This window comes from Streptomyces sp. NPDC056231 (assembly GCF_048270745.1).
Classification (GTDB): Bacteria; Actinomycetota; Actinomycetes; order Streptomycetales; family Streptomycetaceae; genus Streptomyces.
This window is the reverse complement of sequence record NZ_JBLVKW010000102.1, coordinates 1-22,585: the sequence shown is the minus strand read 5'-3', so window position 1 is coordinate 22,585 and position 22,585 is coordinate 1. Positions and strand designations below refer to the sequence as shown.

The 22,585-nt window shown below is 70.0% G+C and carries 22 protein-coding genes and 2 pseudogenes; 10 read left to right on the top strand and 14 right to left on the bottom strand.

What is annotated here, in order from left to right; all coding sequences use genetic code 11:
- Positions 1-140: 140 nt before the first annotated feature.
- A complete protein-coding gene (locus ACNPQM_RS39305) occupies positions 141-830 on the bottom strand; it encodes a copper homeostasis protein CutC (RefSeq protein ID WP_358862366.1) in 690 nt (229 codons plus the stop codon).
- A gap of 247 nt (positions 831-1,077) precedes the next feature.
- On the opposite strand from ACNPQM_RS39305, the gene ACNPQM_RS39300 reads away from it, so the two are divergent.
- Positions 1,078-3,360 carry a heavy metal translocating P-type ATPase gene (locus ACNPQM_RS39300; protein ID WP_418087727.1) on the top strand — a complete coding sequence of 761 codons (2,283 nt, stop codon included), beginning with the start codon at positions 1,078-1,080 and terminating at the stop codon, positions 3,358-3,360.
- 112 nt (positions 3,361-3,472) lie between these two features.
- Here the strand turns inward: ACNPQM_RS39300 and ACNPQM_RS39295 are convergent, their stop codons facing one another.
- The 3 genes and pseudogenes from ACNPQM_RS39295 to ACNPQM_RS39285 form a co-directional block, all read right to left on the bottom strand.
- Positions 3,473-4,345 carry a biotin-dependent carboxyltransferase family protein gene (locus tag ACNPQM_RS39295; RefSeq protein ID WP_418087726.1) on the bottom strand — a complete coding sequence of 291 codons (873 nt, stop codon included), beginning with the start codon at positions 4,343-4,345 and terminating at the stop codon, positions 3,473-3,475.
- Positions 4,342-4,989, bottom strand: coding sequence for a 5-oxoprolinase subunit B family protein (locus ACNPQM_RS39290; RefSeq protein ID WP_418087728.1), 648 nt, complete (start codon positions 4,987-4,989; stop codon positions 4,342-4,344). The genes ACNPQM_RS39295 and ACNPQM_RS39290 overlap by 4 nt, the downstream gene beginning before the upstream one ends.
- Positions 4,990-5,018: 29 nt before the next feature.
- Positions 5,019-5,335 (bottom strand): annotated as a pseudogene (locus tag ACNPQM_RS39285) (LamB/YcsF family protein).
- Positions 5,336-5,656: 321 nt separating this feature from the next.
- Here ACNPQM_RS39285 and ACNPQM_RS39280 point away from each other — a divergent pair.
- The 4 genes from ACNPQM_RS39280 to ACNPQM_RS39265 all read left to right on the top strand — a co-directional run bounded on the left by ACNPQM_RS39280 (position 5,657) and on the right by ACNPQM_RS39265 (position 9,001).
- Entirely contained in the window at positions 5,657-6,418 is a 762-nt protein-coding gene (locus tag ACNPQM_RS39280; protein ID WP_418087725.1) for a GNAT family N-acetyltransferase, read from the top strand.
- A 47-nt stretch (positions 6,419-6,465) separates the two neighbouring features.
- Positions 6,466-6,876 (top strand): hypothetical protein, encoded by a 411-nt coding sequence (locus ACNPQM_RS39275; protein ID WP_418087724.1) that lies wholly within the window; start codon positions 6,466-6,468, stop codon positions 6,874-6,876.
- Between the two features lie 119 nt (positions 6,877-6,995).
- Entirely contained in the window at positions 6,996-7,676 is a 681-nt protein-coding gene (locus ACNPQM_RS39270; RefSeq protein WP_418087723.1) for a hypothetical protein, read from the top strand.
- 92 nt (positions 7,677-7,768) lie between these two features.
- A complete protein-coding gene (locus ACNPQM_RS39265) occupies positions 7,769-9,001 on the top strand; it encodes a Cmx/CmrA family chloramphenicol efflux MFS transporter (protein ID WP_358862382.1) in 1,233 nt (410 codons plus the stop codon).
- Positions 9,002-9,023: 22 nt separating this feature from the next.
- Here the strand turns inward: ACNPQM_RS39265 and ACNPQM_RS39260 are convergent, their stop codons facing one another.
- Together ACNPQM_RS39260 and ACNPQM_RS39255 are read right to left on the bottom strand one after the other, a co-directional pair.
- Positions 9,024-9,299, bottom strand: a complete 276-nt coding sequence (locus tag ACNPQM_RS39260) for a DUF4031 domain-containing protein (RefSeq protein WP_418087722.1) — start codon at positions 9,297-9,299, stop codon at positions 9,024-9,026.
- Entirely contained in the window at positions 9,296-9,664 is a 369-nt protein-coding gene (locus ACNPQM_RS39255) for a hypothetical protein (protein ID WP_358862373.1), read from the bottom strand. Before ACNPQM_RS39255 ends, ACNPQM_RS39260 begins: the two co-directional genes overlap by 4 nt.
- A 124-nt stretch (positions 9,665-9,788) precedes the next feature.
- Here ACNPQM_RS39255 and ACNPQM_RS39250 point away from each other — a divergent pair, with 124 nt between their 5' ends.
- Together ACNPQM_RS39250 and murQ are read left to right on the top strand one after the other, a co-directional pair.
- Positions 9,789-10,706, top strand: coding sequence for a MurR/RpiR family transcriptional regulator (locus tag ACNPQM_RS39250; RefSeq protein WP_358862374.1), 918 nt, complete (start codon positions 9,789-9,791; stop codon positions 10,704-10,706).
- Between the two features lie 78 nt (positions 10,707-10,784).
- A complete protein-coding gene (murQ, locus tag ACNPQM_RS39245) occupies positions 10,785-11,759 on the top strand; it encodes an N-acetylmuramic acid 6-phosphate etherase (protein WP_358862375.1) in 975 nt (324 codons plus the stop codon).
- A gap of 125 nt (positions 11,760-11,884) precedes the next feature.
- On the opposite strand, the gene ACNPQM_RS39240 is transcribed toward murQ, so the two are convergent.
- The 3 genes from ACNPQM_RS39240 to ACNPQM_RS39230 all read right to left on the bottom strand — a co-directional run bounded on the left by ACNPQM_RS39240 (position 11,885) and on the right by ACNPQM_RS39230 (position 13,187).
- Positions 11,885-12,490, bottom strand: coding sequence for a Uma2 family endonuclease (locus ACNPQM_RS39240; protein WP_358862376.1), 606 nt, complete (start codon positions 12,488-12,490; stop codon positions 11,885-11,887).
- A gap of 221 nt (positions 12,491-12,711) precedes the next feature.
- Positions 12,712-12,945 (bottom strand): hypothetical protein, encoded by a 234-nt coding sequence (locus tag ACNPQM_RS39235; protein ID WP_358862377.1) that lies wholly within the window; start codon positions 12,943-12,945, stop codon positions 12,712-12,714.
- The gene (locus ACNPQM_RS39230) at positions 12,942-13,187 is read right to left on the bottom strand and encodes a hypothetical protein (protein ID WP_418087721.1); all 246 of its coding nucleotides are present in this window, start codon (positions 13,185-13,187) and stop codon (positions 12,942-12,944) included. The genes ACNPQM_RS39235 and ACNPQM_RS39230 overlap by 4 nt, the downstream gene beginning before the upstream one ends.
- 113 nt (positions 13,188-13,300) lie before the next feature.
- Between ACNPQM_RS39230 and ACNPQM_RS39225 the strand changes: the two are divergent.
- Positions 13,301-13,582 (top strand): annotated as a pseudogene (locus ACNPQM_RS39225) (DUF397 domain-containing protein); the annotation flags it as partial.
- Between the two features lie 300 nt (positions 13,583-13,882).
- Here the strand turns inward: ACNPQM_RS39225 and ACNPQM_RS39220 are convergent.
- The 5 genes from ACNPQM_RS39220 to ACNPQM_RS39200 all read right to left on the bottom strand — a co-directional run bounded on the left by ACNPQM_RS39220 (position 13,883) and on the right by ACNPQM_RS39200 (position 19,086).
- The gene (locus tag ACNPQM_RS39220) at positions 13,883-15,136 is read right to left on the bottom strand and encodes an RNA polymerase sigma factor (protein WP_418087720.1); all 1,254 of its coding nucleotides are present in this window, start codon (positions 15,134-15,136) and stop codon (positions 13,883-13,885) included.
- Entirely contained in the window at positions 15,133-15,495 is a 363-nt protein-coding gene (locus ACNPQM_RS39215) for a YciI family protein (protein WP_358862381.1), read from the bottom strand. Before ACNPQM_RS39215 ends, ACNPQM_RS39220 begins: the two co-directional genes overlap by 4 nt.
- Positions 15,496-15,700: 205 nt before the next feature.
- The gene (locus tag ACNPQM_RS39210) at positions 15,701-17,668 is read right to left on the bottom strand and encodes a YncE family protein (RefSeq protein WP_418087719.1); all 1,968 of its coding nucleotides are present in this window, start codon (positions 17,666-17,668) and stop codon (positions 15,701-15,703) included.
- 254 nt (positions 17,669-17,922) lie between these two features.
- Positions 17,923-18,048, bottom strand: coding sequence for a hypothetical protein (locus ACNPQM_RS39205; protein ID WP_418087718.1), 126 nt, complete (start codon positions 18,046-18,048; stop codon positions 17,923-17,925).
- 69 nt (positions 18,049-18,117) lie between these two features.
- On the bottom strand, positions 18,118-19,086 hold the full coding sequence (locus ACNPQM_RS39200) for a helix-turn-helix transcriptional regulator (RefSeq protein WP_418087717.1): 969 nt from the start codon (positions 19,084-19,086) through the stop codon (positions 18,118-18,120).
- Positions 19,087-19,545: 459 nt separating this feature from the next.
- Here ACNPQM_RS39200 and ACNPQM_RS39195 point away from each other — a divergent pair, with 459 nt between their 5' ends.
- Together ACNPQM_RS39195 and ACNPQM_RS39190 are read left to right on the top strand one after the other, a co-directional pair.
- Positions 19,546-20,775, top strand: coding sequence for a hypothetical protein (locus ACNPQM_RS39195; RefSeq protein ID WP_418087716.1), 1,230 nt, complete (start codon positions 19,546-19,548; stop codon positions 20,773-20,775).
- Positions 20,776-21,241: 466 nt separating this feature from the next.
- On the top strand, positions 21,242-22,474 hold the full coding sequence (locus tag ACNPQM_RS39190) for a hypothetical protein (RefSeq protein WP_418087715.1): 1,233 nt from the start codon (positions 21,242-21,244) through the stop codon (positions 22,472-22,474).
- Positions 22,475-22,585: the final 111 nt, after the last annotated feature.

Sequence of the window (22,585 nt, the reverse complement as noted above, 5' to 3'; positions counted from 1 at the left end):
AGAGACAGCCCGCCTGCATGGCATTGCCTGGCAGGCGGGACTTTCGAAACAACACGCCCTGAGACCGACCGGCGTCTGAGGACGGAACCGTTCAGCCGGATGAGCCCGGCCCCATGGCCTGGGGCCACCGCGCCCCCCGGCTACGCGTCAAGCACCGCCCGCCACTCCCGTACCGCCGCCGCGTCCACCGGACCCGACCAGCCGTGCGGGCGCGCGGCGCCGCCGATGTGTACGGCGTCGATGCCCGCGGACAGCAGCTCCGGCAGGTGGTCCAGGCGGAGCCCGCCGCCCACCAGGATCTGCGCCTCGTACCCGGGCTCACCCCTGCGCGCCGTTTCGGCCAGCAGCGTCGGAATGCCGTCGTCGACGCCCTTCGGCGAACCCGCCGTGAGATATGTGTCGAGGCCCGGCAGGTCTGCCAGCTGTTTGCGCAGGGTGTCCCGGTCGGTGGCGTGGTCGATCGCGCGGTGGAACGTCCAGCGGCAGCCCTCCAGCTCGGCGAGGAGGCGTTCGACGGCGACCAGGTCCGGGTGGCCCCCGGCGTCCAGGAAGCCCAGGACGAATTCCTCGGCACCCTCCGCTCGCAGCTCGCGCGCCCTGGCCACAAGCACCTCGATGTCGCCGGCCTCGAAGCCGTCCGCCAACCTGAGCATCACCCGCAGCGGAATGTCCACCGCCGCCCGGATCTCCGCGAAGGTCGCACGGGACGGGGTCAGGCCGTCCGCCGCCATGTCGGTGACCAGCTCAAGCCGGTCTGCACCACCCGCCTGGGCAGCGACCGCGTCCTCCGCGTCGAGAGCGATCACCTCCAGGACTGCACGGTTGCTCATGGGACCCCATTCCTCCAGTAGGCAGCTACAGGTCTAGTCCAATGGCCAGCCTACGGGGCGGTCACCCGAGGGCGCAGCCACAATCCGACGTGAAGATACGCGAGGTCAGACGCATGTCAGATGGCCGGACGCGCGCACTCCGGGTCCCGGCGACGGATCACCCTTGCGATTTATAGGGGTAGGGGGTATACCTGAACCAGTAATGCATACCCCCTAGGGGTATCAACTCACCGCCAGGGAGGACATCGTGTCCGCGCACACCGCCACAAACGGCACCGGCACAGCCACCGGCACCACCGCAGAGGTCGAGCTCGCGATCGGCGGCATGACCTGCGCCTCCTGCGCGGCCCGTATCGAAAAGAAGCTCAACCGGATGGACGGCGTCGAGGCCACCGTCAATTACGCCACGGAGAAGGCCAAGGTCAGCTACCGGGGCGAGGACATCTCCGTGCAGGACCTGATCGCCACCGTCGAGAAGACCGGCTACACCGCGCACGAGCCCGCTCCGCCGGTACGCAGCGAGGACGACTCCCCCGGCGCCGCGGAGGCCGACGAGCTGCTGCCCCTGCGGCAGCGGCTGCTCACCGCCGTGGTGCTCGCCGTGCCGGTGATCGCGATGGCGATGATCCCGGCGCTCCAGTTCGACTACTGGCAGTGGCTGTCGCTGACCCTGACGGCGCCGGTCGTCACGTATGCCGCCTGGCCGTTCCACCGCGCCGCCTGGACCAACGCCAAGCACGGCGCGGCCACGATGGACACGCTGATCTCGGTCGGCACCTCGGCCGCGTTCCTGTGGTCGCTGTGGGCGCTGTTCTTCGGTACGGCGGGGATGACGGGCATGACGCACCCCTTCGAGCTGACCATCGGCCGCAGTGACGGCGCCGGGAACATCTATCTGGAGGCGGCGGCCGGCGTCACCGCGTTCATCCTGGCCGGGCGCTATTTCGAGGCCCGTTCCAAGCGGAAGGCGGGCGCCGCGCTCAAGGCGCTGCTGGAGCTGGGCGCCAAGGAGGTCACCGTGGTGCGGGGCGGCCGCGAGGTGACCGTCCCGACGGCGGAGCTGCAGGTCGGGGACCGGTTCCTGGTCCGCCCCGGCGAGAAGATCGCCACTGACGGCACAGTCGTCGAGGGCGCCTCGGCGGTCGACGCGTCGATGCTCACCGGCGAGTCCGTGCCGGTCGAGGTCGGTGTCGGGGACTCCGTCACCGGTGCCACGCTCAACGCGGGCGGCCGGCTCGTCGTCGAGGCGACACGGATCGGCGCCGACACGCAGCTGGCGCGGATGGCGAAGCTCGTCGAGGACGCGCAGAACGGCAAGGCGGCGGCGCAGCGGCTGGCCGACAGGATCTCCGCGGTGTTCGTGCCCGTGGTCATCGCGCTCGCACTCGGCACGCTGGGGTTCTGGCTGGGCAACGGAGCCGGTCTGACGGCCGCGTTCACGGCCGCCGTCGCCGTACTGATCATCGCCTGCCCGTGCGCGCTGGGCCTCGCCACTCCGACCGCCCTCATGGTGGGGACCGGGCGCGGCGCACAGCTCGGCATCCTGATCAAGGGCCCGGAGGTCCTGGAGACCACGCGCCGCGTCGACACGATCGTCCTGGACAAGACCGGCACGGTCACCACCGGCCGGATGACGCTGCTGGACGTGCACACGGCAGACGGTACGGACGAGCGCGATGTGCTGCGGCTCGCGGGCGCCCTGGAGCACTCCTCGGAACACCCCATCGCCCAGGCCGTCGCTGCCGGAGCCGCGGAGCGCACCGGTGCCGCCCTGCCCACCCCCGAGGACTTCGCCAACATCGCGGGGCTCGGCGTGCAAGGTGTCGTGGAGGGGCACGCCGTCCTCGTCGGCCGTGAGCAGCTGCTCGCCGAGTGGGAGATCCACCTGCCGGTGGAGCTGGCCCGGCAGAAGGCGGCCGCCGAGGCTGCGGGCCGGACGGCCATCGCGGTCGCATGGGACGGCGAGGCACGGGCGGTCCTCGAAGTCGCCGACGCGGTGAAGGACACCAGCGCGGAGGCCATTCGGCGACTGCGGGCCCTGGGGCTGACCCCGATCCTGCTCACCGGTGACAACCGGGCGGTGGCCGAGGCGGTCGCGGCCGAGGTCGGGATCGAGAAGGTGTACGCGGAGGTCATGCCGGAGGACAAGGTCGACGTCGTCAAGGAACTCCAGTCCCAGGGCCGTTCGGTCGCCATGGTCGGTGACGGCGTCAACGACGCGGCCGCTCTCGCCCAGGCCGATCTGGGCCTGGCGATGGGTACGGGCACGGACGCCGCGATCGAGGCCGGTGACCTGACGCTGGTCCGCGGGGACCTGCGGGCCGCGGCGGACGCGATCCGGCTGTCGCGGAAGACGCTGGGGACGATCCGTACGAACCTGTTCTGGGCGTTCGCGTACAACGTGGCGGCACTGCCGCTGGCGGCGGCCGGACTGCTCAACCCGATGATCGCGGGCGCCGCGATGGCGTTCTCGTCGGTCTTCGTGGTGGGGAACTCGTTGCGGCTGCGGGGGTTCCGGGCGCAGGCGTAGAGACGAGTGGCGCGCGGGGCGGGCCGGGGTGTTCGTTTCCCCTACCCGCCCTTCCCGTAACCAGGGCGCCGCCCCGGACCCTGCTCCTCAATCGCCGGAGCGGCTGAATTTCCTACCCCGTCACCACAAACCGCACTCGCACCCCCGGCACCGCCTGTGCCGCCCCCGCCAACGCGGCCTCCGGCACCACCCCCACCACTGGGTATCCCCCCGTCGTCGGATGGTCGTTGAGTAGCACCACCGGCCGCCCGTCCGGCGGTACCTGGATGGCCCCCAGCACCATGCCCTCGCTCGGCAGTTCCCCGTCCCGCGCACGTTCCAGAGCGGGCCCCTCCGTCCGCAGCCCGATTCGGTTGCTGTGCGGCGCCACCCGGTACGCGGCGGTGGCGAGGGTCTGCAACGCCGCGTCCGTGAACCAGGTATGACGTGGCCCCAGCTGGACCGGCAGGACGAGTTCGGTCGGCGCCCCCGGCCACGGCACAGCGTCCGGCGCCTGCGGGACGGCCCCCGCAGGCGCCCCCAGCGGTTCCACGTCCCCGTCCCGCAGCGGCGCCGGTCCCAGACCGGACAGCAGATCCGCCGACCGGCTGCCGAGCACCGGCTCCGGCACCAGGCCGCCGTGGAACGCCAGATAGCTCCGCAGGCCGCCCTCCGCCGGACCGGCGTCGAGCACCGCCCCTGCCGGTACGGGAATGGGGACGCCCCACGCCACCGGTCGCCCGTCCACCGTGACCCGGCACACCGCACCCCCCACCACAGCCACCGTGGAACGTCTCGGCCGTACCCCGCACCCGGTGACCGTGGTCTCCAGTACCGCCGCGTCCGCCGTGTTGCCGACCAGCCGGTTGGCAAGGCGGAGGGCCGGTGCGTCCAGTGCGCCGGCCCTCGGCACCCCCAGGCGTGCCCAGCCGACCCGTCCCGCGTCCTGCACGGTGGTCAGCGCCCCGGCCCGGACCACGTCAAGGACGTCCGTCGCCTCGATCACTCCGCCACCCCTGCTGCCCCCGCCACCACGAACCGCACCCGCGCGCCCGGCTCCAGCAACGCCGCCGGTTCCCGTGCCGGGTCCCACAGCTCCCCGGGGTCCGGCATCCGCCCGATGAGCTGCCACCCGCCGGGCGACGCGCGCGGATAGACCCCGGTGTACGGCCCCGCAAGGGCCACCGCCCCCGCCGGAACCTTCGTACGCGGAGTCGCCCGCCTCGGCACACGAAGGTGACCGGGCAGTCCGGTCAGATAGCCGAAGCCGGGCGCGAACCCACAGAACGCCACCCGGAACTCCGTACCGGCATGAATTCCCAGCACCTCGTCGACACCGACGCCCCACACTGTGGCGACCTCGGCGAGATCCGGCCCGTCGTAGACGACAGGGATCTCGACCGCGTCCCCGGTCCCACGTCGCAGCGGCGGTATCCGCCAGGAAGCGAGTTCGCGGGCGAACCGCTCCCGCCCCTGCGGCGTCCGGTCTGCGATCCCGTCGAGCAGCACGCTCTGTGCACCGGGCACGATCTCCCGTATGACGGGCAGTTCACCGCGCGCGTGGCGGCGCAGCAACTCGGCGTGGAAGGCCTCGGCATGCTCGCCGGAAGACAGCTCGACAAGCAGCGCCTCCCGGCCGGCGGGCAGCACCAGCGCCTCGGCACCGAATCCGTCCCCGCTCACACGAACGCCCGCACGCGAACACCCGCCTCTTCCAGCGCCCCGCGGGCCTGGCCGGCCAGCTCCGCAGTCCCGGGGGTGTCGCCGTGCACGCACAACGACCGTGCAGCGACCGTTGCCCGGCCGCCGTCGGCGCCCGTGACACTGCAGTCGGCCGCCGTCCGCACACAGCGAGGTACGACGTGGTCCTGGCGGTACGAGACCTGTGCGCCGATCCGTACACCCCGGGCTGCCGCCCGCTCGCAGACCCGTCGCATCACGGAGGCGTCGCATGGATGGCGCAGGCGACATTGGCGCTGGTGACACAGTCGAGCAGCGCGTCGCCGGTGAGGGTTCAGTGTCCGAACCCTTCGCCGAGATCCGCGTTGAGATCCATCGGATTGGTCGGACTCCTCAGATCCATCACGGGCGCACGCTAGCGATTGTCCGACAATCCGACAAGGGCTGGTATCGCTCGGCTTGGGGGCAGGGACGACCGTACGATTCACTGGCCGGTCCGGCGGATTCGGGAACCGTCTGTTGCTCTCACAGACGGGTTTCTCCGGTCAGTGCGGGGCCACTTCAGGATCCGATGTGCCGTGCTTGTGGTGGTTGTTTTCCCCGGCGCCCGGCGACATCGGCGTGACAGGATCAGGCCATGCCTGTCGATCCGCTGCTGGTCCGTGCTCGTGGTCTGTGGGAGACGTTGGCCGCCGTGCCGGTGTCGTTCGCGCCCTCCGGGGGTCTGACCGTGGTCACTTCGCCCGGATCAGGTCTGTGCCCGCCGTCATGGGCAGGCATCGTGATGCTGGGCGACGCGGCCATCGCCACTGTGCCCACCGGGGGCGCTGCCCAGGCGTTGCGCCGTGTGCCGGCTGCGGTGCCGGCCGGTTCGCTCACTCGGCCCGAAGCGATCGAGGCCGTACTGCCCGTGACCGAGGTACTCGGTCCGGCCACGCTGGCCTACGTCGCAAGGGACGGCTTCCGGCCCGCGCCGGGCCATCACGCCGTCGAGCACCTCGCGCCTGGGCATCGCGACCTTCGTGAATTGGTGCGGTCGGCGGGGCCGGAGGACGCGGACGAGAGCGGAATGGAAGAGGTCACCTCTCCGGTGTTCGTCGTGCGCGAAGGAACGGACGTGGTAGCCGCAGCGGGATACCGCGCCTGGCCGGCCGCGACCGCGCATGTCTGTGTGCTGACCGCCCCACAGTGGCGAGGCCGCCAACTGGCCCGGCAGACGGCGTCCGCAGCGGTGGCGCACGCACTCGCCGCAGGCCTGCTGCCCCAGTGGCGGGCCCGGCCTCCGGCCTCCCGCCGGGTCGCGCGGGCGCTCGGCTTTCGGGAACTCGGGAGCCAGCTCAGCGTCCGCCTGGATCTGGACACACTCGCCGATGCAAGCCCCGGGCGACCCCACCACTAGGTACCGTGGCTGGGATTCCTGAGCCGTTGTTGCCCGGGTCGAGGTGGGTGAGCGGGTTGCTCGATGTACTGATCGATGTCGCTGTGGGCCTTCTGGTTCCCAGTGGGCGTCGGCGGGCGAAGAGGGAGGCCCGGCTGTTTGCCGCCGGAGGGGCCGTCACGTTTCCGGCGTGCGTCCTGGGCACGCCCTCGTACTGCCGGGAGTTGATCGTCTTTCTGTCCGCGTCCCGTACCGCTCTCGACGCGTCTCCCACCGAGGTGGCGGAGCTGCATCGGCGCTCCATCCCGGTGGGGCGCCTGGAGTTGGTGCGGGTGAGGGACAGGCAGCGGGCAGACCCCCTTGCTGTGCAGCCGACTTGGCGAGTGGCCGAGTGTCGCGACGGGAGCGCGGAGCTGCTGATGGGGTGCGCTCCGCAGCACATGGGCTATATCGTCAGCGCGCTGACCGGCACTGCTTGAGCCGCTTGTGGATCATCGCCGATCATTTCGGACTTCCCTCACCGCCGCTCGGATCCACCGAGTAACCGGGCCCGCCCGCCGCTCGCCGTGGACGACGGGGGGAATCTACTCTCGTGCGTATGACGGACGACAGCGCGCACGAGAGCGGATCCTCCCCCGACGCCGTGGACGCGCTCCGCGCCCGCTGGAGCAATGCGCTGGTCGCCGTGCGGGAGGGCGCGACCGGCCCCGACCCCCTGCCGTACGCCGACAACCTGCTCGCCCGCTGGGCCGAACCGCAGCGCCGCTACCACACCACCGCCCATCTGACGGCGGTCCTCGACCGCATCGACACCCTCGCCGGTCACGCCGCCGCCCCCGACGCGGTCCGCCTCGCCGCCTGGTTCCACGACGCGGTGTACCGCCCGGACCGCTCCGAGAACGAGGAGCGCAGCGCCGCCCTCGCCGAGCGCGCCCTGCCCGAGGCCGGTGTCCCGGACGCCGTCACCGCCGAGGTCGCCCGCCTGGTCCGGCTCACCGTCACCCATGACCCGGCGGACGGCGACACCAACGGCGAGGTGCTGTGCGACGCGGACCTGGCGATCCTGGCAGCCGCCCCGAAGGAGTACGCGGCGTACGCGGCGCAGGTGCGGGACGAGTACGGCTTCGTCCCCGACGAAGCCTTCCGGAGCGGGCGTGCGGCCGTCCTGCGGCAGCTGCTCGGACTGCCGCGGCTGTTCCGTACGCCGCACGGTTTCGCCGAGTGGGAGCCGCGGGCCCGGCAGAACCTGCTGACAGAGCTGGAACTGCTCACCCGTTGAGACAGCCGACGAGATATCCCGGTACGGGAATGTAACGCCCGTGGTCGCTGTTGGCAGCTGTCATGCTCGACTCTGCCGCTCGCCGCTCACGCATGCCACTCGCCGTATACATTCTTGGCCTCTCGGTCTTTGCCCTGGGCACCAGTGAGTTCATGCTCTCCGGGCTGTTGCCGCCCATCGCCGACGACATGAACGTGTCGATCCCCCGGGCCGGACTCCTCATATCCGCCTTCGCGATCGGCATGGTGATCGGGGCTCCCCTGCTCGCCGTGGCCACGCTCCGGCTGCCGCGCCGCACCACCCTGATCGCGCTGATCTCGGTCTTCGGCCTCGGGCAGGTCGCGGGAGCGCTCGCTCCGACGTACGAGGTGCTCTTCGCCTCCCGCGTGGTGAGCGCCTTCGCCTGCGCCGGGTTCTGGGCGGTGGGGGCGGCGGTCGCCATCGCGACGGTGCCGGTGAACGCGCGTGCCAGAGCGATGGCCGTGATGATCGGCGGGCTGTCGATCGCGAACGTCCTCGGCGTACCGCTGGGGGCGTTCCTCGGTGAGAACCTCGGCTGGCGGTCGGCGTTCTGGGCGGTCGGCGCGGCGTCCGCCGTGGCGCTCGTCGGTGTCGCGACGCTCATCCCCCGCATCCCGCTCCCCGAGAAGAAGCCGCAGCTCAAGCGGGAGATGTCCATCTACCGTGACCGGCAGGTGTGGCTGTCGATCGTGATCACGGCGCTCGCGGCGGGCGGGGTCTTCTGCGCGTTCAGCTATCTGGCGCCGTTGCTGACGGATGTGGCCGGGCTGGATTCGGGCTGGGTTCCGACGGTTCTCGCGCTGTTCGGGATCGGGGCGCTGGTCGGTACGACGATCGGCGGCCGGGTCGCGGACGCGCACCTCTTCGGGGTGCTGATGAGCGGTATCGCGGCCTCGACGGTCTTCCTGGTCGCGCTGGCACTGTTCGCCTCGAACCAGGTCGCCGCGGTCGGGCTCGCGTTCCTGCTGGGCGTGTCGGCGTTCTACACGGCCCCGGCGCTGAACGCCCGGATGTTCAACATCGCGGGCGCGGCCCCGACCCTGGCGGGCGCGACGACGACCGCCGCGTTCAACCTCGGCAACACGGGCGGCCCCTGGCTGGGCGGCACGGTGATCGACGCGGACTTCGGCTTCGAGGGGACGGCCTGGGCGGGCGCGGCGATGACGGTGCTGGCGCTGGTCGCCGTGGTGTTCTCACTGCGGCTGCACAGCGGGGCCAGGTCGCGCCGGGTGACCGGGTCGCCCGCCGTGACGTCCTCGCCGGCGTCCGTCGACGTGGAAGCGGGAAGCTCCTCCGCCGCCTGAGCGGCGTGGCTTCGTCGGTCGTTCAGCCGCCGGGGGCCGGGCGTCCCTTGGGGCGCCGCAGTCCCGCCTCCGTGAGCCGGCGGACGAGCTCCTTCGAACCGATCTCGACGGCCCCGGCCCGCACCGCGTCCGCGTACCGCGTTTCCGGTACGTCGTAGTGGTCCCGCTCGAATGCCTGCGGCGGGCAGCCGATGACGGCGGCGAACGCGTGCAGTTCGTCGAAGGACACGTCGCTGACCAGATGCGACCAGAGCCGACCGTGGCCCGGCCAGTCGGGCGGGTCGATATAGACCGTCACCGGCCGAGCACTCCGCTCAGCGCGCCCACGCGCGCCACCATCACGGTCGCCTTGGTGCAGACCCAGCGCGGGTCCGGGCCCAGCTCCGGTTCGACATCGAGGGCGTGCGGGTCGCCCGCGTCGCACACCGGGCAGAGCGGCCAGCGGCCGTACCGCTCCAGCAGCGCGTCCTGGACGTCCTGGGCAACGAGGCCGACAACGTATTCCACACCGTCCGGCCAGTTCTCGACCCACCAGCGCCGATGCGTCACCGCGTCCTCGACGAGCGAGACGATCTCGGCCTCGGCGACACCGCCTGCGGCGAGATCGGCCATGACCAGGGCGCGGGCGGTGTGCAACGCCTGCTCCAGGCGGTTCAGCTCCATGCAGCCATTGTCACCCCGAGTGCGAACAGGTCCTGCGTCCAGTCACCCGTCCCGGCCTCCGTTCCGTCAGAGGTCGGGACCAAAGGGGGTTGACGGGCAACTGTGTTGAAAATACCTTTCAAAGGTGACCCGTGACCTGAAGGAAAGTTTCAGCGGTGATGCGCCGCCCGCTCCGGCCGCACTCGCAGCCAAGGTGCGGACGCTCGCGCCGTCCATGACGCGCTCCATGCAGCGGGTCGCCGAGGCCGTGGCCGGCGACCCGGCCGGCTGCGCCGCCCTGACGGTCACCGGTCTCGCCGAGCTCACCGGCACCAGCGAGGCGACCGTGGTCCGCACCGCCCGCCTCCTCGGCTACCCCGGCTACCGGGATCTGCGCCTCGCCCTCGCCGGGCTCGCCGCCCACCAGCAGTCCGGCCGCGCCCCCTCCGTCACGGCGGACATAGCTGTCGACGACCCGATCGCCGACGTGGTCGCCAAGCTCGCCTTCGACGAGCAGCAGACCCTCGCGGACACGGCCGCCGGACTCGACACGGTGCAGCTCGGTGCCGCCGTCGCCGCCGCTTCGACCGCCCGCCGGATCGACATCTACGGCGTCGGCGCCTCCTCTCTGGTCGCCCAGGACCTGGGGCAGAAGCTGCTCCGTATCGGCCTGATCGCGCACGCGCACATGGACCCGCACCTGGCTGTCACCAACGCCGTGCAGCTCCGCTCCGGCGATGTGGCGATCGCGATCACCCACTCCGGTTCCACCGGTGACGTGATCGAGCCGCTCCGGGTGGCGTTCGACCGGGGCGCGACGACGATCGCCATCACCGGCCGCCCCGACGGCCCGGTGACGCAGTACGCGGACCACGTGCTGACCACGTCCACCGCCCGCGAGAGCGAGCTGCGCCCCGCCGCCATGTCGAGCCGGACGAGCCAGCTCCTCGTCGTGGACTGCCTGTTCATAGGGGTTGCCCAGCGGACGTACGAGACGGCGGCCCCGGCGCTCGCCGCCTCGTACGAGGCACTGGCCCACCGCCACACCCCCCGCACCCGCTGACACCACGAGCACCCGCACCCCCACCCGCACTCGCTGAACCGTACGAGCCACGAGATCGAGAAAGCAGAGCCGCCCTCCATGACCTCCACCACCGGCGCCAATGCCGCGACGCCCGATCAGCCCTCCGAGTACGGGGAGTTGCGCGCCGAGCTCGCCACCCTCACCACCGAGGCGTTCCGGCCCGAGCTCGCCGAGATCGACCGGCTGGCCACGCTGGAGATCGCCCGGATCATGAACGGCGAGGACCAGTCCGTCCCCTCCGCCGTCGCCGCCCGGCTGCCCGAGATCGCCGCCGCGATCGACGGGGTCGCCGCGCGCATGGCCCGCGGTGGCCGGCTGATCTACGCGGGCGCGGGCACCGCGGGCCGGCTCGGCGTCCTGGACGCCAGTGAGTGCCCGCCCACGTTCAACACCGACCCGTCCGAGGTGGTCGGTCTGATCGCGGGCGGCCCGTCCGCGATGGTCACGGCCGTCGAAGGCGCCGAGGACAGCAAGGAGCTGGCCGCCGCCGACCTCGACGGACTGGATCTCACCCCGGACGACACGGTGGTCGGCATCTCCGCCTCCGGCCGTACGCCGTACGCGATCGGGGCCGTCGAGCACGCCCGCGCCAAGGGGGCGCTGACCATCGGCCTGTCCTGCAACGCGGACTCGGCGCTCGGCGCCGCGGCCGAGCACCCCATCGAGGTCGTCGTCGGCCCGGAACTCCTCACCGGCTCGACCCGCCTGAAGGCCGGTACGGCGCAGAAGCTCGTCCTCAACATGCTGTCGACGATCACGATGATCCGGCTCGGCAAGACGTACGGAAACCTCATGGTCGACGTCCGTGCCTCCAACGAGAAGCTGCGCGCCCGCTCCCGCCGGATCGTTTCCCTCGCCACCGGCGCCTCCGACCCGGAGATCGAAGCCGCGCTCGCCGCCACCGACGGCGAGGTGAAGAACGCGATCCTCGCCATCCTCGGCCAGGTCGACGGCCCGACCGCCGCCACGCTCCTGTCCGCGTCCGACGGCCACCTCCGCGCCGCCCTCGCGGCCGCACCCCGCAGCACCTGACCCGGTCCGGGGCACTGCTCCGCACGCCGCACAGCAAGACACCACACGCCATGGGTTCGCACCTGACCCCGTAACGCAACAGAGGGCGGCACCCGCACCGGGTGCCCGCCCTCAGCCGTGCCCGGTCACACCGGAAAGTCCCCCGTGGGCAGCGTCGTACCGAAGGGCTCGGGAAGCGTGAGCGGCTTCCCGAACTGGACAGGGTCGGAGTGCTTGTACGTCCCGTCCTCGTTCGGCTCCGTGAACAGCGTGGCCATCGCGCCACGCGTGTCGAACCGGTCGATCAACAGGTACAGCGGCACGCCCGCGCGCGCGTAGGAGCGGTACTTCTTCGTCCGGTCCTCCCGGGCATTGCCCTTCGACGTGATCTCGACGATCAGCAGAGCCTCGGAGGCGTCCATCGGATCGCTGGATTCCGGATCGGCTTCCACGATCAGCTCCGACGGCATGACCACCAGGTCGGGAACGTAGAGCTTGTCCAACGGGGCAATGTGGACGCCCAGGGTCTGGTAGATGCCCAGTTCATCGGGGAGGCCCCGATACAGGCGCCGCTGCACCATCTCGGCGATGCCGTTGTGATGCGCATGAGGCGGTGGTACCAAAACGATCTGCCCCTCGTCGATCTCGGCACGCCATCCCTCGGGCACGTCCAGTTCACGCCATGTCTGCAGCAGGTACTCCCACGGGCGGCCCTCAGCGGGCCGGTCGTTCTCGACCATCGCGGCGGTCATCGCGGGTCCCTTCTCCTGTGGCCTGACGAGGAGCGTAGATCGACGGTTCTGCGGCGGTTCGCCGCTTCCCTCAGCGTCCCACGATCGTGTAAGGAACGCACCGACCTCGCGTCTCCCACGGCGCCCTCCCGGAGCAACGATTGTCGACTTCAGGTAATCGCCGCCTTGCGTTGCGTCGCAAGCGCGACCGAGGGGCGGCACCCCGCCGCCCCTCGTGCTTCTCACGGCAGCCGCCCCTCCCGGTTGACCTCCCTGACCCGGGCCCGCAGCACCTCCCCGGGCGGCGCCGGCCGCACGGCTTCCGGCGGGCAGTCCCACTCCGCCCCACCGCCCGGCGGCCGCAGCTGTACGTACGGTCCGACGCGCCCCATCACGCGCCCCACCCGCCCGTCGCGGGAATCCACCGCGAACGACCCGGGTTCCGGCGTACACGGCTCAAGCCCCTCACTCGTCATGTCCGGTCTCCCTGTTGCCCGTCCGCGCCCAGCACAGCACTCAGCCGCAGCGCCGTATCGATGGTGCACCGTCCGAGGTCCACCAGCGGCGCGGGCTCGTTCCCCGCGCATGACACCGGATCGACCCGCAGCGACGGCAGCGCGAGCCCGACGCCTTTCAGCCCTTGCCTCAGCTTCTCCACCGCGTCCTCCGCCTCCCGCACTCTTCCGGCAGCAACCCGTCGTCGCTCTGCATGGGTCATCCTGCACACCTTCCACGCTCCGTAATCGCAACATCCACCCAGCGTGTCCAACGCGCGGCCAACCTGGAAGGGGCGCAGAACCAACAACCGCACGTGTGTCACAGGGAGTTGTCATGCCGGGGCCCAAGAAGCTCGACCCGGCCTCCACTCCGCACGCCCTCCTCGGCGCCGAACTCCGGCACCGAAGGGACAAATCCGGTCTCTCCCAGGAAGAACTCGGTCTCCCGCTCTTCTCCAGTGGCTCGTTCATCGGCCAACTGGAGTCCGGTACACGCCGGATGGGAGTCGAAGTCGCCGACGGGCACCCCGGTGTCGCCCCGGTCCGTGAGTCCAAGGTTCCGGACGGTCCGGCGCTCGCGTTCCGTACGGCGACGTGGTCGACCTTTGTCGCGGATCTCAAGCACGCTAAGACCGACCGGCAATTGGGGGGTGGGTGAAGGAGCGGGGCTGGGGTGCGTGCATCGCAAGGCGGAGGATCGAGCCGGATGGCGTCTCCCCTGCTCGAGCGGAGCCGAGAGCTCGGGGAAGGAGCCCTGGTGATGGACGACAACGCCGCGAGGTGCGTGCCCCAGCCCCGTGACGCCGCCCCCTCAATTGCCGGTCGGTCTACGCCGACCGGCAATTGAGGGCGGTCAGCACAACAGGCAGGGCGCGGGTGACGAGCACGGGAAGGGGCGGCCGATCTACGGGCGCAATCAGCTCTGCGTCGAGGTGAGGCGCGTGGCGCGGGCGGTGAGGTGGCGTCGTTCGGCTGCGCTGGCGGCGCGTCGGGCTGCGTCGCGGTAGCCGTCCGCGGCCGCGGTGTGGTCGCCGAGCAGTTCAAGGAGATGCGCGCGGGTGGCGAGCAGACGGTGGTGGCCTGCCATCCTCTTGTCGCGCTCCAGGGCCGCAAGCAGTTCCAGTCCGGCAGCCGCCCCGTGCACCATGGCGACGGCTACCGCGCGGTTGAGGGTGACCATCGGGTTCGGCGCGAGCTGCTCCAGGAGCCCGTACAGCATGAGGATCTGTGGCCAGTCCGTGGCCTCCACGTACTCGGCCTCGTCATGGACGGCGGCAATAGCCGCCTGCAGCTGGTACGGGCCGACCTGTCCTCGGGGCAAGGTCTCGGTGAGCAGGGCGACCCCCTCGGCGATGAGCTCTCGGTCCCACCGGCCGCGATCCTGCTCGGCCAGCGGCACCAGGTCTCCACAGGGCCCGGTGCGCGCCGGCCGACGCGCGTCGGTGAGCAGCATCAGTGCGAGCAGCCCGGCCACTTCACCGTCGTCGGGCAGCAGACGATGCAGCCAGCGGGCCAGGCGGATCGACTCGGCGGACAGCGCCGGCGCGGTCAGGTCGTTGCCGTCCGTCGTGACGTAGCCCTCGTTGAAGATCAGATACAGCACGTGCAGCACCGCCTGCAGCCGTTCCGCGCGGTCCGCCGCGTCCGGCATGCGCATGGGCGCGCCGGAGGACTTGATGGTCTGCTTGGCCCGGCTGATGCGCTGGGCCATGGTCGACTCGGGAACCAGGAACGCCGCAGCGATCTGAGTGGTGGTCAGGCCACCGACCGCGCGCAGGGTCAGCGCGATGCGGCTCGACGAGGACAGCGCCGGGTGGCAGCACAGGAAGAGCAGCGCAAGGGAGTCATCCCGGTCTGCGGCCGGTTCGGCGTCGGCGGCGCGGCTCAGCAGCTCCGCCTGTGGGGTCGCCAGGGCGATCCGGTCCTCTCGACGCCGTCGGGCCTGCTCACTGCGCACGTGGTCCACCAGCTTGCGGGAGGCGACGGTGACCAGCCATCCCCGGGGATTGTCCGGCGTTCCCTCGGCGGGCCACTGGAGGGCAGCCGCGAGCAGTGCCTCCTGCACGGCGTCCTCGCACGCGTCGAAGACGCCGTACCGGCGGACCAGTGCGCCGAGGACCTGCGGCGCCAGCTCGCGCAGCAGATCCTCGACGCGACGGTCCACGCTCACATGTCCGCCGCAGACTCGTGCAGGACCGGCCACAGTTCGACCGGATCCTCGGAGGCGAACGGCATGTCCGCCGCGATCTGCTGCGCACGCTCCTGGCTCTCGCAGTCGAACAGGTAGAAGCTGGCGATGTACTCCTTCGTCTCCAGATACGGCCCATCCGTGACTGCCGGAGCCCCGTCCTTGCGGCGCACCAGCTTGGCGTTGACCGCGTCCGCCAGACCGTATGCCCCCAGCAGCTCTCCGCTTTCGCGGTACTTCCTGTTGAACGCCTCCTGCTTGGCGATGGCCTCCGGCCACGCCTCAGCCGGGAAGGAGTCCCACTTCTCCTGGTTGCCATAGATCATCGCGATGTACTTCATCTCTGGTGTCCTCCCGGTTTCGCGTGCCCCGTAGGCGCGCTGTCACCCCTCAGTCGGAGCGGGAACCGGGCCCTCGACATCCGGCGACAAACTTTCTTCGGCTTTTCTTCCGCGCCACCGACGGACGCGCAGCCGGGGCGCGTCCCCGTCCATCGTTGGGAACGCGCCCCCGACGCCACGGCCTGGTAAGACCTCGGCCGCCGAATCAGCTGGTGAAGATGAAGTACTTCCAGGCGCCGTGCGTCGTCGAGTTCACGTTGTCGCCGGAGCTGGCGTTGATGTACGAGGAGCGCACCCGGGCGCGGATTCCCGACTGGCCGGCGTGGCCCAGGTTGACGACCGACCTTCCGTTGGTGCCGAGCTTGAAGTACTCGGTGGCCCCGGTGTACCACTTGCCCTGGGAGTACACCTGGAGCTCCAGCCGCTGCTTGCGGCCCTTGTAGTAGTTCATCGTCGTCGTGGAGATGACGTCGGTGTTCTTGTGGAAGTAGTAGTACGTCGTGGAGCCGATCTTGCCGGTCTTGTAGTGCTTGGACAGCGACGTCGAGACCTTCGCCTTGGCGTACGCCGTGGACTTGACCGACTTGGGGGCGTAGCGGGCGTCGCCCTTGAACACGGCGGTGACCGTGGTGTCCCGGGTCATGTCCAGGGTGACCGACAGGTTTCCGCTGGAGTTGACCGTGCCGGTCTTCATCAGCTTCTTCGGCTTGTCCGAGCCGAAGGGGTCGGCCCAGATCTCGACCGTGCGGTTCTTGTACGTCGCGCCGAGGTGCGCCGTGAACGCGACGTCCTTGCCGTAGCTGTACAGCTTGCCGTTGTTGTTCAGCGTCAGCGTGGGCGTGGCGCGGGAGACGTCGACCGTGTCCGAGGCGGTCGCCGGCGCATGCGTCGCGTCACCGGCGTACCTCACCTTGTACGTGACCTTGGCGCCGGCGGGCGGGGTGTCCGTGAAGGAGAACGTGCCGCCCGTGCCGAGGGACTTGGTGCCGAGCGACTTGCCGTTCGGCGACTCCATGTCGGTGCGGGTGACGGTCAGCGGCGTCCCGGCGGGCAGCGCGAGGGCGGAGACGAGCGAGCCCTTGACGGTGAGGGGCTTGGCGCGGGTGGCGGTGGCCGGGGCGTCGACCTTCAGCGTGGCGACGTACTTGCGGGGTTCGTCGACGACGTGGAGCGTGGAGGTGTCGTTGCGGTCCCCCTCGCTCACCACGAACAGCTTCCCGCCGTCGGCCGACCAGTTCATCGAGTGCCCGCCCCAGGGCATCCAACTGTGCGACAGGTTGCGCACGCTGGCGGGCCGGCCGGGGTCGCTGCTGAAGACGTACGTGTCGCCGATGTCGTCGGTGTCGAGGACAGTGGCCGCGACCGTGCCGTCCGGGGCGATGCTGACCGTCTCCGGCTCGGAGGGGACGGGGAAGGTGCGGACCTGCTCCAGGTCGGAGAGCCGGTACTCGGTGAGCGCGCGCTTCCCGGGCCCGGCCACGACGACGTTCTGACCGTCCGGGGTGAGCGCCGCGTCGTTGTAGAAGCCGCCCTTCTCGGCGGACACACGGATCACCGGGGTGCCGGAGGAAATGTCGTAGACAATGATCGGACCGGAGCTGATGCCTGCGTCGAGGGCAAGCAGCGTGCCTGGGTTGTCCGGGTCCGCGTAGAGCTTGGGCGGGCTGGCGAAGTCGTGTCCGGCCGCCAGGTCCAGCGTCACCGTCGGCGTCTCGGCGGTCAGGTCGACCGAGCCGAGCCCGGAGTCCCACTGGTCGCCGTATCCGAACCACAGCTTGCCGTCGGCGTAGGCGAGCCGGGAGGGAATGGTCCTGTCGCCGGTCGGGTACTCGGCGGTCTGCGTGAGCGTCGCGGTATCGAAGGCGACGATCTTGTCAGCGCCGTAAACCGCGGCGTACAACGTGCCTGAGTCCGGGCTCAGTTCGAGGTCCCGGACCTGGGGCAGGCCGGTGAGCGTGGTGACGACCTTGCCGGCACCGTCGGTGACGACGATCTTGTTCAGGTAGCTGTCGCTGAAGTACAGCCGCTGGTGCGCGCCGTCGACGATCATGTCGTCCGCGGACCAGACCGGGATGGCCCCGGTGGTGTCGGCGGACGCCGGTGCGGCGGTGAGCACCGCCGAGCTGAAGAGGACCGCCAGTGCGGTGGCGGCCGGGAGAGTGCGCATACGCACGATGGTTCGAACCCCCCGGAACGAGTGTGGGGCCACTGCGCGCAGCTGACAGCCGATGTGTGTGACCTGTGCCGCGCGTGTGGCGAGTGAGCGAAGACTAAGTCATGCCACCGACAACACGACCAGCGCCCCCACCGCCACCAGTGCCCGGTGGGCCCGCGCAGCCGATGAGGGTGGTCGGCCGGCACGCCCGGGACCGGGCCGCGTTGCGATGCGGCAAGCGCTTGACCGAAGTCGCCGGGGACGCCGTCCGACTACGGAAAGAAGCTGACGCCGCAGCAGTTCCCGAGCCGGCACACCGTCTCGCCAAGAACGCTCGGCAGCAGAGCCACGAGGAAGTCCAGGCCCTGTTGCTCGCGCAGGGCCGACGCAGTGTCCATGGGGCATCGCCTGGTCGGTCTTCGCCCCCGAATGGCTCGAGCTGCACGAGCAGGGGGTGACGTCCGCCCTCAGAGCCAGCCGCGACGACTCGCCTGGACACCGAGCTGGAAGCGGGTCTGCGCGCCGAGCACCTCCTGAAGACGGGTGATGCGGCGGGCCACCGTCCGCTCGCTGACGCCGAGCTCGCGGGCAATCGAATCGTCGGTCAGGCCACCACTGAGATAGGTGAGGAGCTGCCGGGTCTCGGCGGTGGCAGTTTTGCCGATGTCGTTCGCCGTGTCGACGGCGGTGGGCAGCGGGACGGCGATCTGCCAGAACGACTCGAACACGCCGATCAGCGCCTCGAGTAGATCCGATCGCTGCACGAGAATGTGGTGACGACGGCCCCAATTGCTCGCAGGGGGGCATACGAGGGCAAAGCGATCGTCGCAGATGCCCATGTTCAGCGGGATGCCGGGAAAGACACGCGCTCGCTCACCGAGGTCGATGGAGGTCTGGACGCCCTCCCGGCCGGGCCTGTCGCGCAGCACTTCGGCCCCATAGACGACCGAGCACTTGACGCCGCGCGTCAGTGCCTCCCGAAAGCCGGGGGCCAGGCTGTTGGGTTGTGCCGATCGGCCGGTGAATCCGATGGTCAGGCAGCGGAGCTGCTCGGTGGCCTCGTCGTAGAGCTGCCGGACAAGTGCTCTGCGGGCCACCTCCGTCCGGGCGATTTCGATGTAACTGGTTCCTTCGATGTGGTGGTCTCGCCAGAAGCGGGACAGCTCCTCGACGCCGTTGCGCAGCTCGGCCAGTTCCTTGGTGCGGCTTTCCACCACGACGTCGAGCGCGGCGCGTGGGGGGTGGGCGACAAGCCGTGCGCCGTCCGGTCCCACCAGGCCGAGACCGGTCAGTTCACCGACCGCCACGCTCATGGCGCGCGAGGTCACGCGGAGGACGCTCGCCAGTTCAGCCGGAGCCATCGGGCCCCGCTCGACCAGGGTGAGGTAGACATCCTCGGCCGTTTCGCTGATACCTATGCCATGAAGTGAATACATATGCCCCATTATCACATGCAGCGCCCGGACGAGGTGAGTGCCGTTGGACACAGTGCTCTGCGTGTGCCAGTAAGGGCGCCCGGCAGTAGGCAGCGCGGAGAAGGAGCGGGACTGGGGTGCGTGCATCGCAAGGCGGAGGATTGAGCCAACGCGAAGGGGGTCCCCCCATGCCTTCAGGGCTATGGGGGAGTTGGTGAGTGACGACAACGCCTCGAGGTGCGTGCGCCAGCCCCGCGACGCCGTGACGCCTACTGCCGGGCGCTCTAAGGCAGTTGCGACGAGTCCGGCGGCCTCCAAGGGTGCGCGACCTGTCAACTTTCTGCCATGCCGGATTTGGACAACACCAACTCTTCATCGGCGCGCCACTTCCTCGCAGACTCTGCGTACGACGCAGTTGATCGCCCCTCACTCCGCAGGGGTACCCCCGCGCGTCAGCTCGAGCACACGAAGGAGCTCTCCGTGAAGAAGACCCTGACCTGGGCTATCACTGCTGGGATCGCGGCCACCTGCACCCTCGGTGCCGCCCTGCCGGCCACGGCCGCGGACGACACAACGTCCGCCGCCGTCGCGTCCGCCGGCACCCCCGGCTCCGCCTTCGACACCTCCCGCCTCTCCCCGGAGGCGAAGGCCCTCGCCGACCAGATCCTGGCCGCACTGCCGGCGGACTGGCAGGCGCGCCAGCAGGCCGCCGTCGCCAAGTACGGCATCCACGACAACGAGTGGGCGGGCTTCCGCGACAACGCCATCAACCCTGGTGACTACCAGTGCGGTAGCACGGCGATGAGGGACTACTCGAGCACCCTGCTGGATGGCGTCCAGAATCCCGCAGTGGTCTTCTTCCTCAGCTTCCTCGGCGTGTTCGACATGCCCACCTACGATGCGCTGATCTTCGGCAGCGAGTCGAAGTCCAACACCTTCGGCGTCAATGGCGAGTACACCAACGAGCTGACGTCCGAAGGCAAGGACCTGAAGAAGTTCTGGGACATCTACTCCGACGACATCCAGCTCATGCCGATGCACGGCGGCAAGCTCTTCTCCTCCCCGGAGCGGCTGGCCCCCATCGTGGGCCTGATGTACGGCCTCGATGACCAGAGTGCGCTGAGCTGGGCCAAGTCGTTGATCCTGCTCATCAAGATGGAACCCGCCCTCAAGGGCGGCGACAACCCGATCTTCACCTTCAACGCGTTCGCCTTCACCGAGAAGGGCGACCCGCAGCCGATGGGCATCTCCGACCGCATCGTCATGGGCGACGGCATCCTGGAGGCCCTGAAGGCTGTCGGTCTGGGCGACACCGCCCCGCGCGCCATCCTCGCCCACGAGTTCGGCCACCACGTGCAGTACGAGGACAACCTCTTCGACAACACCACGCTCACCGGGCCGGAGGCCACCCGCCGCACCGAGCTGATGGCGGACGCGTTCGGCACATACTTCCTCACCCACTCGCGCGGCGAAGCACTCAACGCCAAGCGGGTGCTGGGCTCCGAGAAGTCCTTCTACGAGGTCGGCGACTGCCACTTCACGAACTCCGGCCACCACGGCACGCCCAACCAGCGCTTCGCGGCCTCCTCGTGGGCCGCGAGCGTCGCCAATGACGCCGCCAACCAGGGCCACATCCTGCCCTCGCTGAAGCTGGACGAGCTGTTCGAGGCGAAACTGCCGGACATCGTGAAGCCGGACGCGACGAACTGAGACCGACCGGCACATGGGGGGGTGGGAGAAGGAGCGGGGCTGGGTGCGTGCAGCTGCAAGGCGGAGGAGGGAGGCAACGCGAAGGGGGTCCCCCCATGCCTTCAGGGCTATGGGGGAGTTGTTGACTGACGACAACGCCGCAGATGTGCGTGCCCAGCCCCGCAACGCCGCCCCCCATGTGCCGGTCGGTCTGAATCCTCTGAACCGGGTGCAGCCCGGCGGGCCCTGACGCCCGCCGGGCTGTTCCCTTTGCACCTGGGCCCCCGACGCCGAGAGGGCCGCCGAACAGGGCAGGGGTCTCGGAGTTCGCGGTCCTGTCACCTTCTTGCCATGCCGGATTCGGACGCACACGAACTCTTCATCGGGGCGTCGGTTCCTCGCAGACTCTGCGTACGACACAGCTGACCGCCCCTCACTCCGCAGGGACACCCCCGCGCGTCAGTTCGAGCACACGAAGGAGCTCTCCGTGAAGAAGACCCTCGCCTGGGCTGTCACCGCTGGGATCGCGGCCACCTGCACCCTCGGTGCCGCCCTGCCGGCCATGGCCGCGGCCGACACGACGTCCGCCGCCGTCACGTCCGCCGCCACCCCCGGCTCCACGTTCGACACCTCCCGCCTCTCCCCGGAGGTGAAGGCCCTCGTCGACGAGATGCTGGCCAACCTGCCGGCCGACTGGCAGGAGCGCCGCGACGCCGCCGCCGCCAAGTACGGCATCCACGAAACCCAGTGGGCGGACCTCCGCAACAGCATCATCAACCCGGGCGACCACCAGTGCGGGAACACGGCGTTCAGGAACTACGCGAACAGCCTGCGGACAAACATCCAGGATCAGGACCTGCGCGACTGGCTCGACGTCTTCGGCGCGTTCGACATACCCACCTATGACGCACTGTTCTTCGGCAGCGAGTCGAAGTCCAACACCTTCGGCGTCAACGGCGAGTACACCAACGAGCTGACGTCCGAAGGCAAGAACCTGAAGAAGTTCTGGGACATCTACTCCGACGACATCCAGCTCATGCCGATGCACGGCCGCGAGGTCTACTCCTCCCCGGAGCGGGTGGCCCGCGTTCTCTCACTGATGTTCGGGATCAAGGACGAACCGGCGGTACTGCGCCTGGCCAAGGTGGTCATCAGCCTCGTCAACGCCGACCCCGTCCTCCAGGGCGGCGACAACCCGCTCTTCACCTTCAACGCGTTCGCCTTCTCCGAGAAGGGCTCGCCGCAGCCGTACGGCATCTCCGACCGCATCGTCATGGGTGACGGCATCCTTCAGGCCCTGAAGGCGCTGGGCCTGGGCGACACCGCTCCGCGTGCCGTCCTCGCCCATGAGTTCGGCCACCACGTGCAGTACGAGGACAACCTCTTCACCAACACCAAGCTGACCGGGCCGGAGGCTACCCGCCGCACCGAGCTGATGGCGGACGCGTTCGGCACGTACTTCCTCACCCACTCGCGCGGCGAAGCACTCAACGCCAAGCGGGTGCTGGGCTCCGAGAAGTCCTTCTACGAGGTCGGCGACTGCAGCTTCAGCAGCCCCGGCCACCACGGCACGCCCAACCAGCGCCTCGCCGCCTCCTCGTGGGGCGCAAGCGTGGCGAATACCGCCGCCAACCAGGGCCACATCCTGCCCTCGCTGAAGCTGGACGAGCTGTTCGAGGCGAAACTGCCGGACATCGTGAAGCCGGACGCGACGAACTGAGACCGACCGGCACATGGGGGGGTGGGAGAAGGAGCGGGGCTGGGTGCGTGCAGCTGCAAGGCGGAGGAGGGAGGCAACGCGAAGGGGGTCCCCCCATGCCTTCAGGGCTAT

Bases quoted from the DNA above. Each gene is read 5' to 3' on its own strand.
- ACNPQM_RS39305 (WP_358862366.1), bottom strand. From the start codon at position 830: ATGAGCAACCGTGCAGTCCTGGAGGTGATCGCTCTCGACGCGGAGGAC.
- ACNPQM_RS39280 (WP_418087725.1), top strand. From the start codon at position 5,657: ATGCCTGTCGATCCGCTGCTGGTCCGTGCTCGTGGTCTGTGGGAGACG.
- ACNPQM_RS39270 (WP_418087723.1), top strand. From the start codon at position 6,996: ATGACGGACGACAGCGCGCACGAGAGCGGATCCTCCCCCGACGCCGTG.
- ACNPQM_RS39265 (WP_358862382.1), top strand. From the start codon at position 7,769: ATGCCACTCGCCGTATACATTCTTGGCCTCTCGGTCTTTGCCCTGGGC.
- ACNPQM_RS39255 (WP_358862373.1), bottom strand. From the start codon at position 9,664: ATGGAGCTGAACCGCCTGGAGCAGGCGTTGCACACCGCCCGCGCCCTG.
- murQ (WP_358862375.1), top strand. From the start codon at position 10,785: ATGACCTCCACCACCGGCGCCAATGCCGCGACGCCCGATCAGCCCTCC.
- ACNPQM_RS39240 (WP_358862376.1), bottom strand. From the start codon at position 12,490: ATGACCGCCGCGATGGTCGAGAACGACCGGCCCGCTGAGGGCCGCCCG.
- ACNPQM_RS39235 (WP_358862377.1), bottom strand. From the start codon at position 12,945: ATGACGAGTGAGGGGCTTGAGCCGTGTACGCCGGAACCCGGGTCGTTC.
- ACNPQM_RS39230 (WP_418087721.1), bottom strand. From the start codon at position 13,187: ATGACCCATGCAGAGCGACGACGGGTTGCTGCCGGAAGAGTGCGGGAG.
- ACNPQM_RS39215 (WP_358862381.1), bottom strand. From the start codon at position 15,495: ATGAAGTACATCGCGATGATCTATGGCAACCAGGAGAAGTGGGACTCC.
- ACNPQM_RS39205 (WP_418087718.1), bottom strand. From the start codon at position 18,048: ATGGACACTGCGTCGGCCCTGCGCGAGCAACAGGGCCTGGACTTCCTC.
- ACNPQM_RS39200 (WP_418087717.1), bottom strand. From the start codon at position 19,086: ATGTATTCACTTCATGGCATAGGTATCAGCGAAACGGCCGAGGATGTC.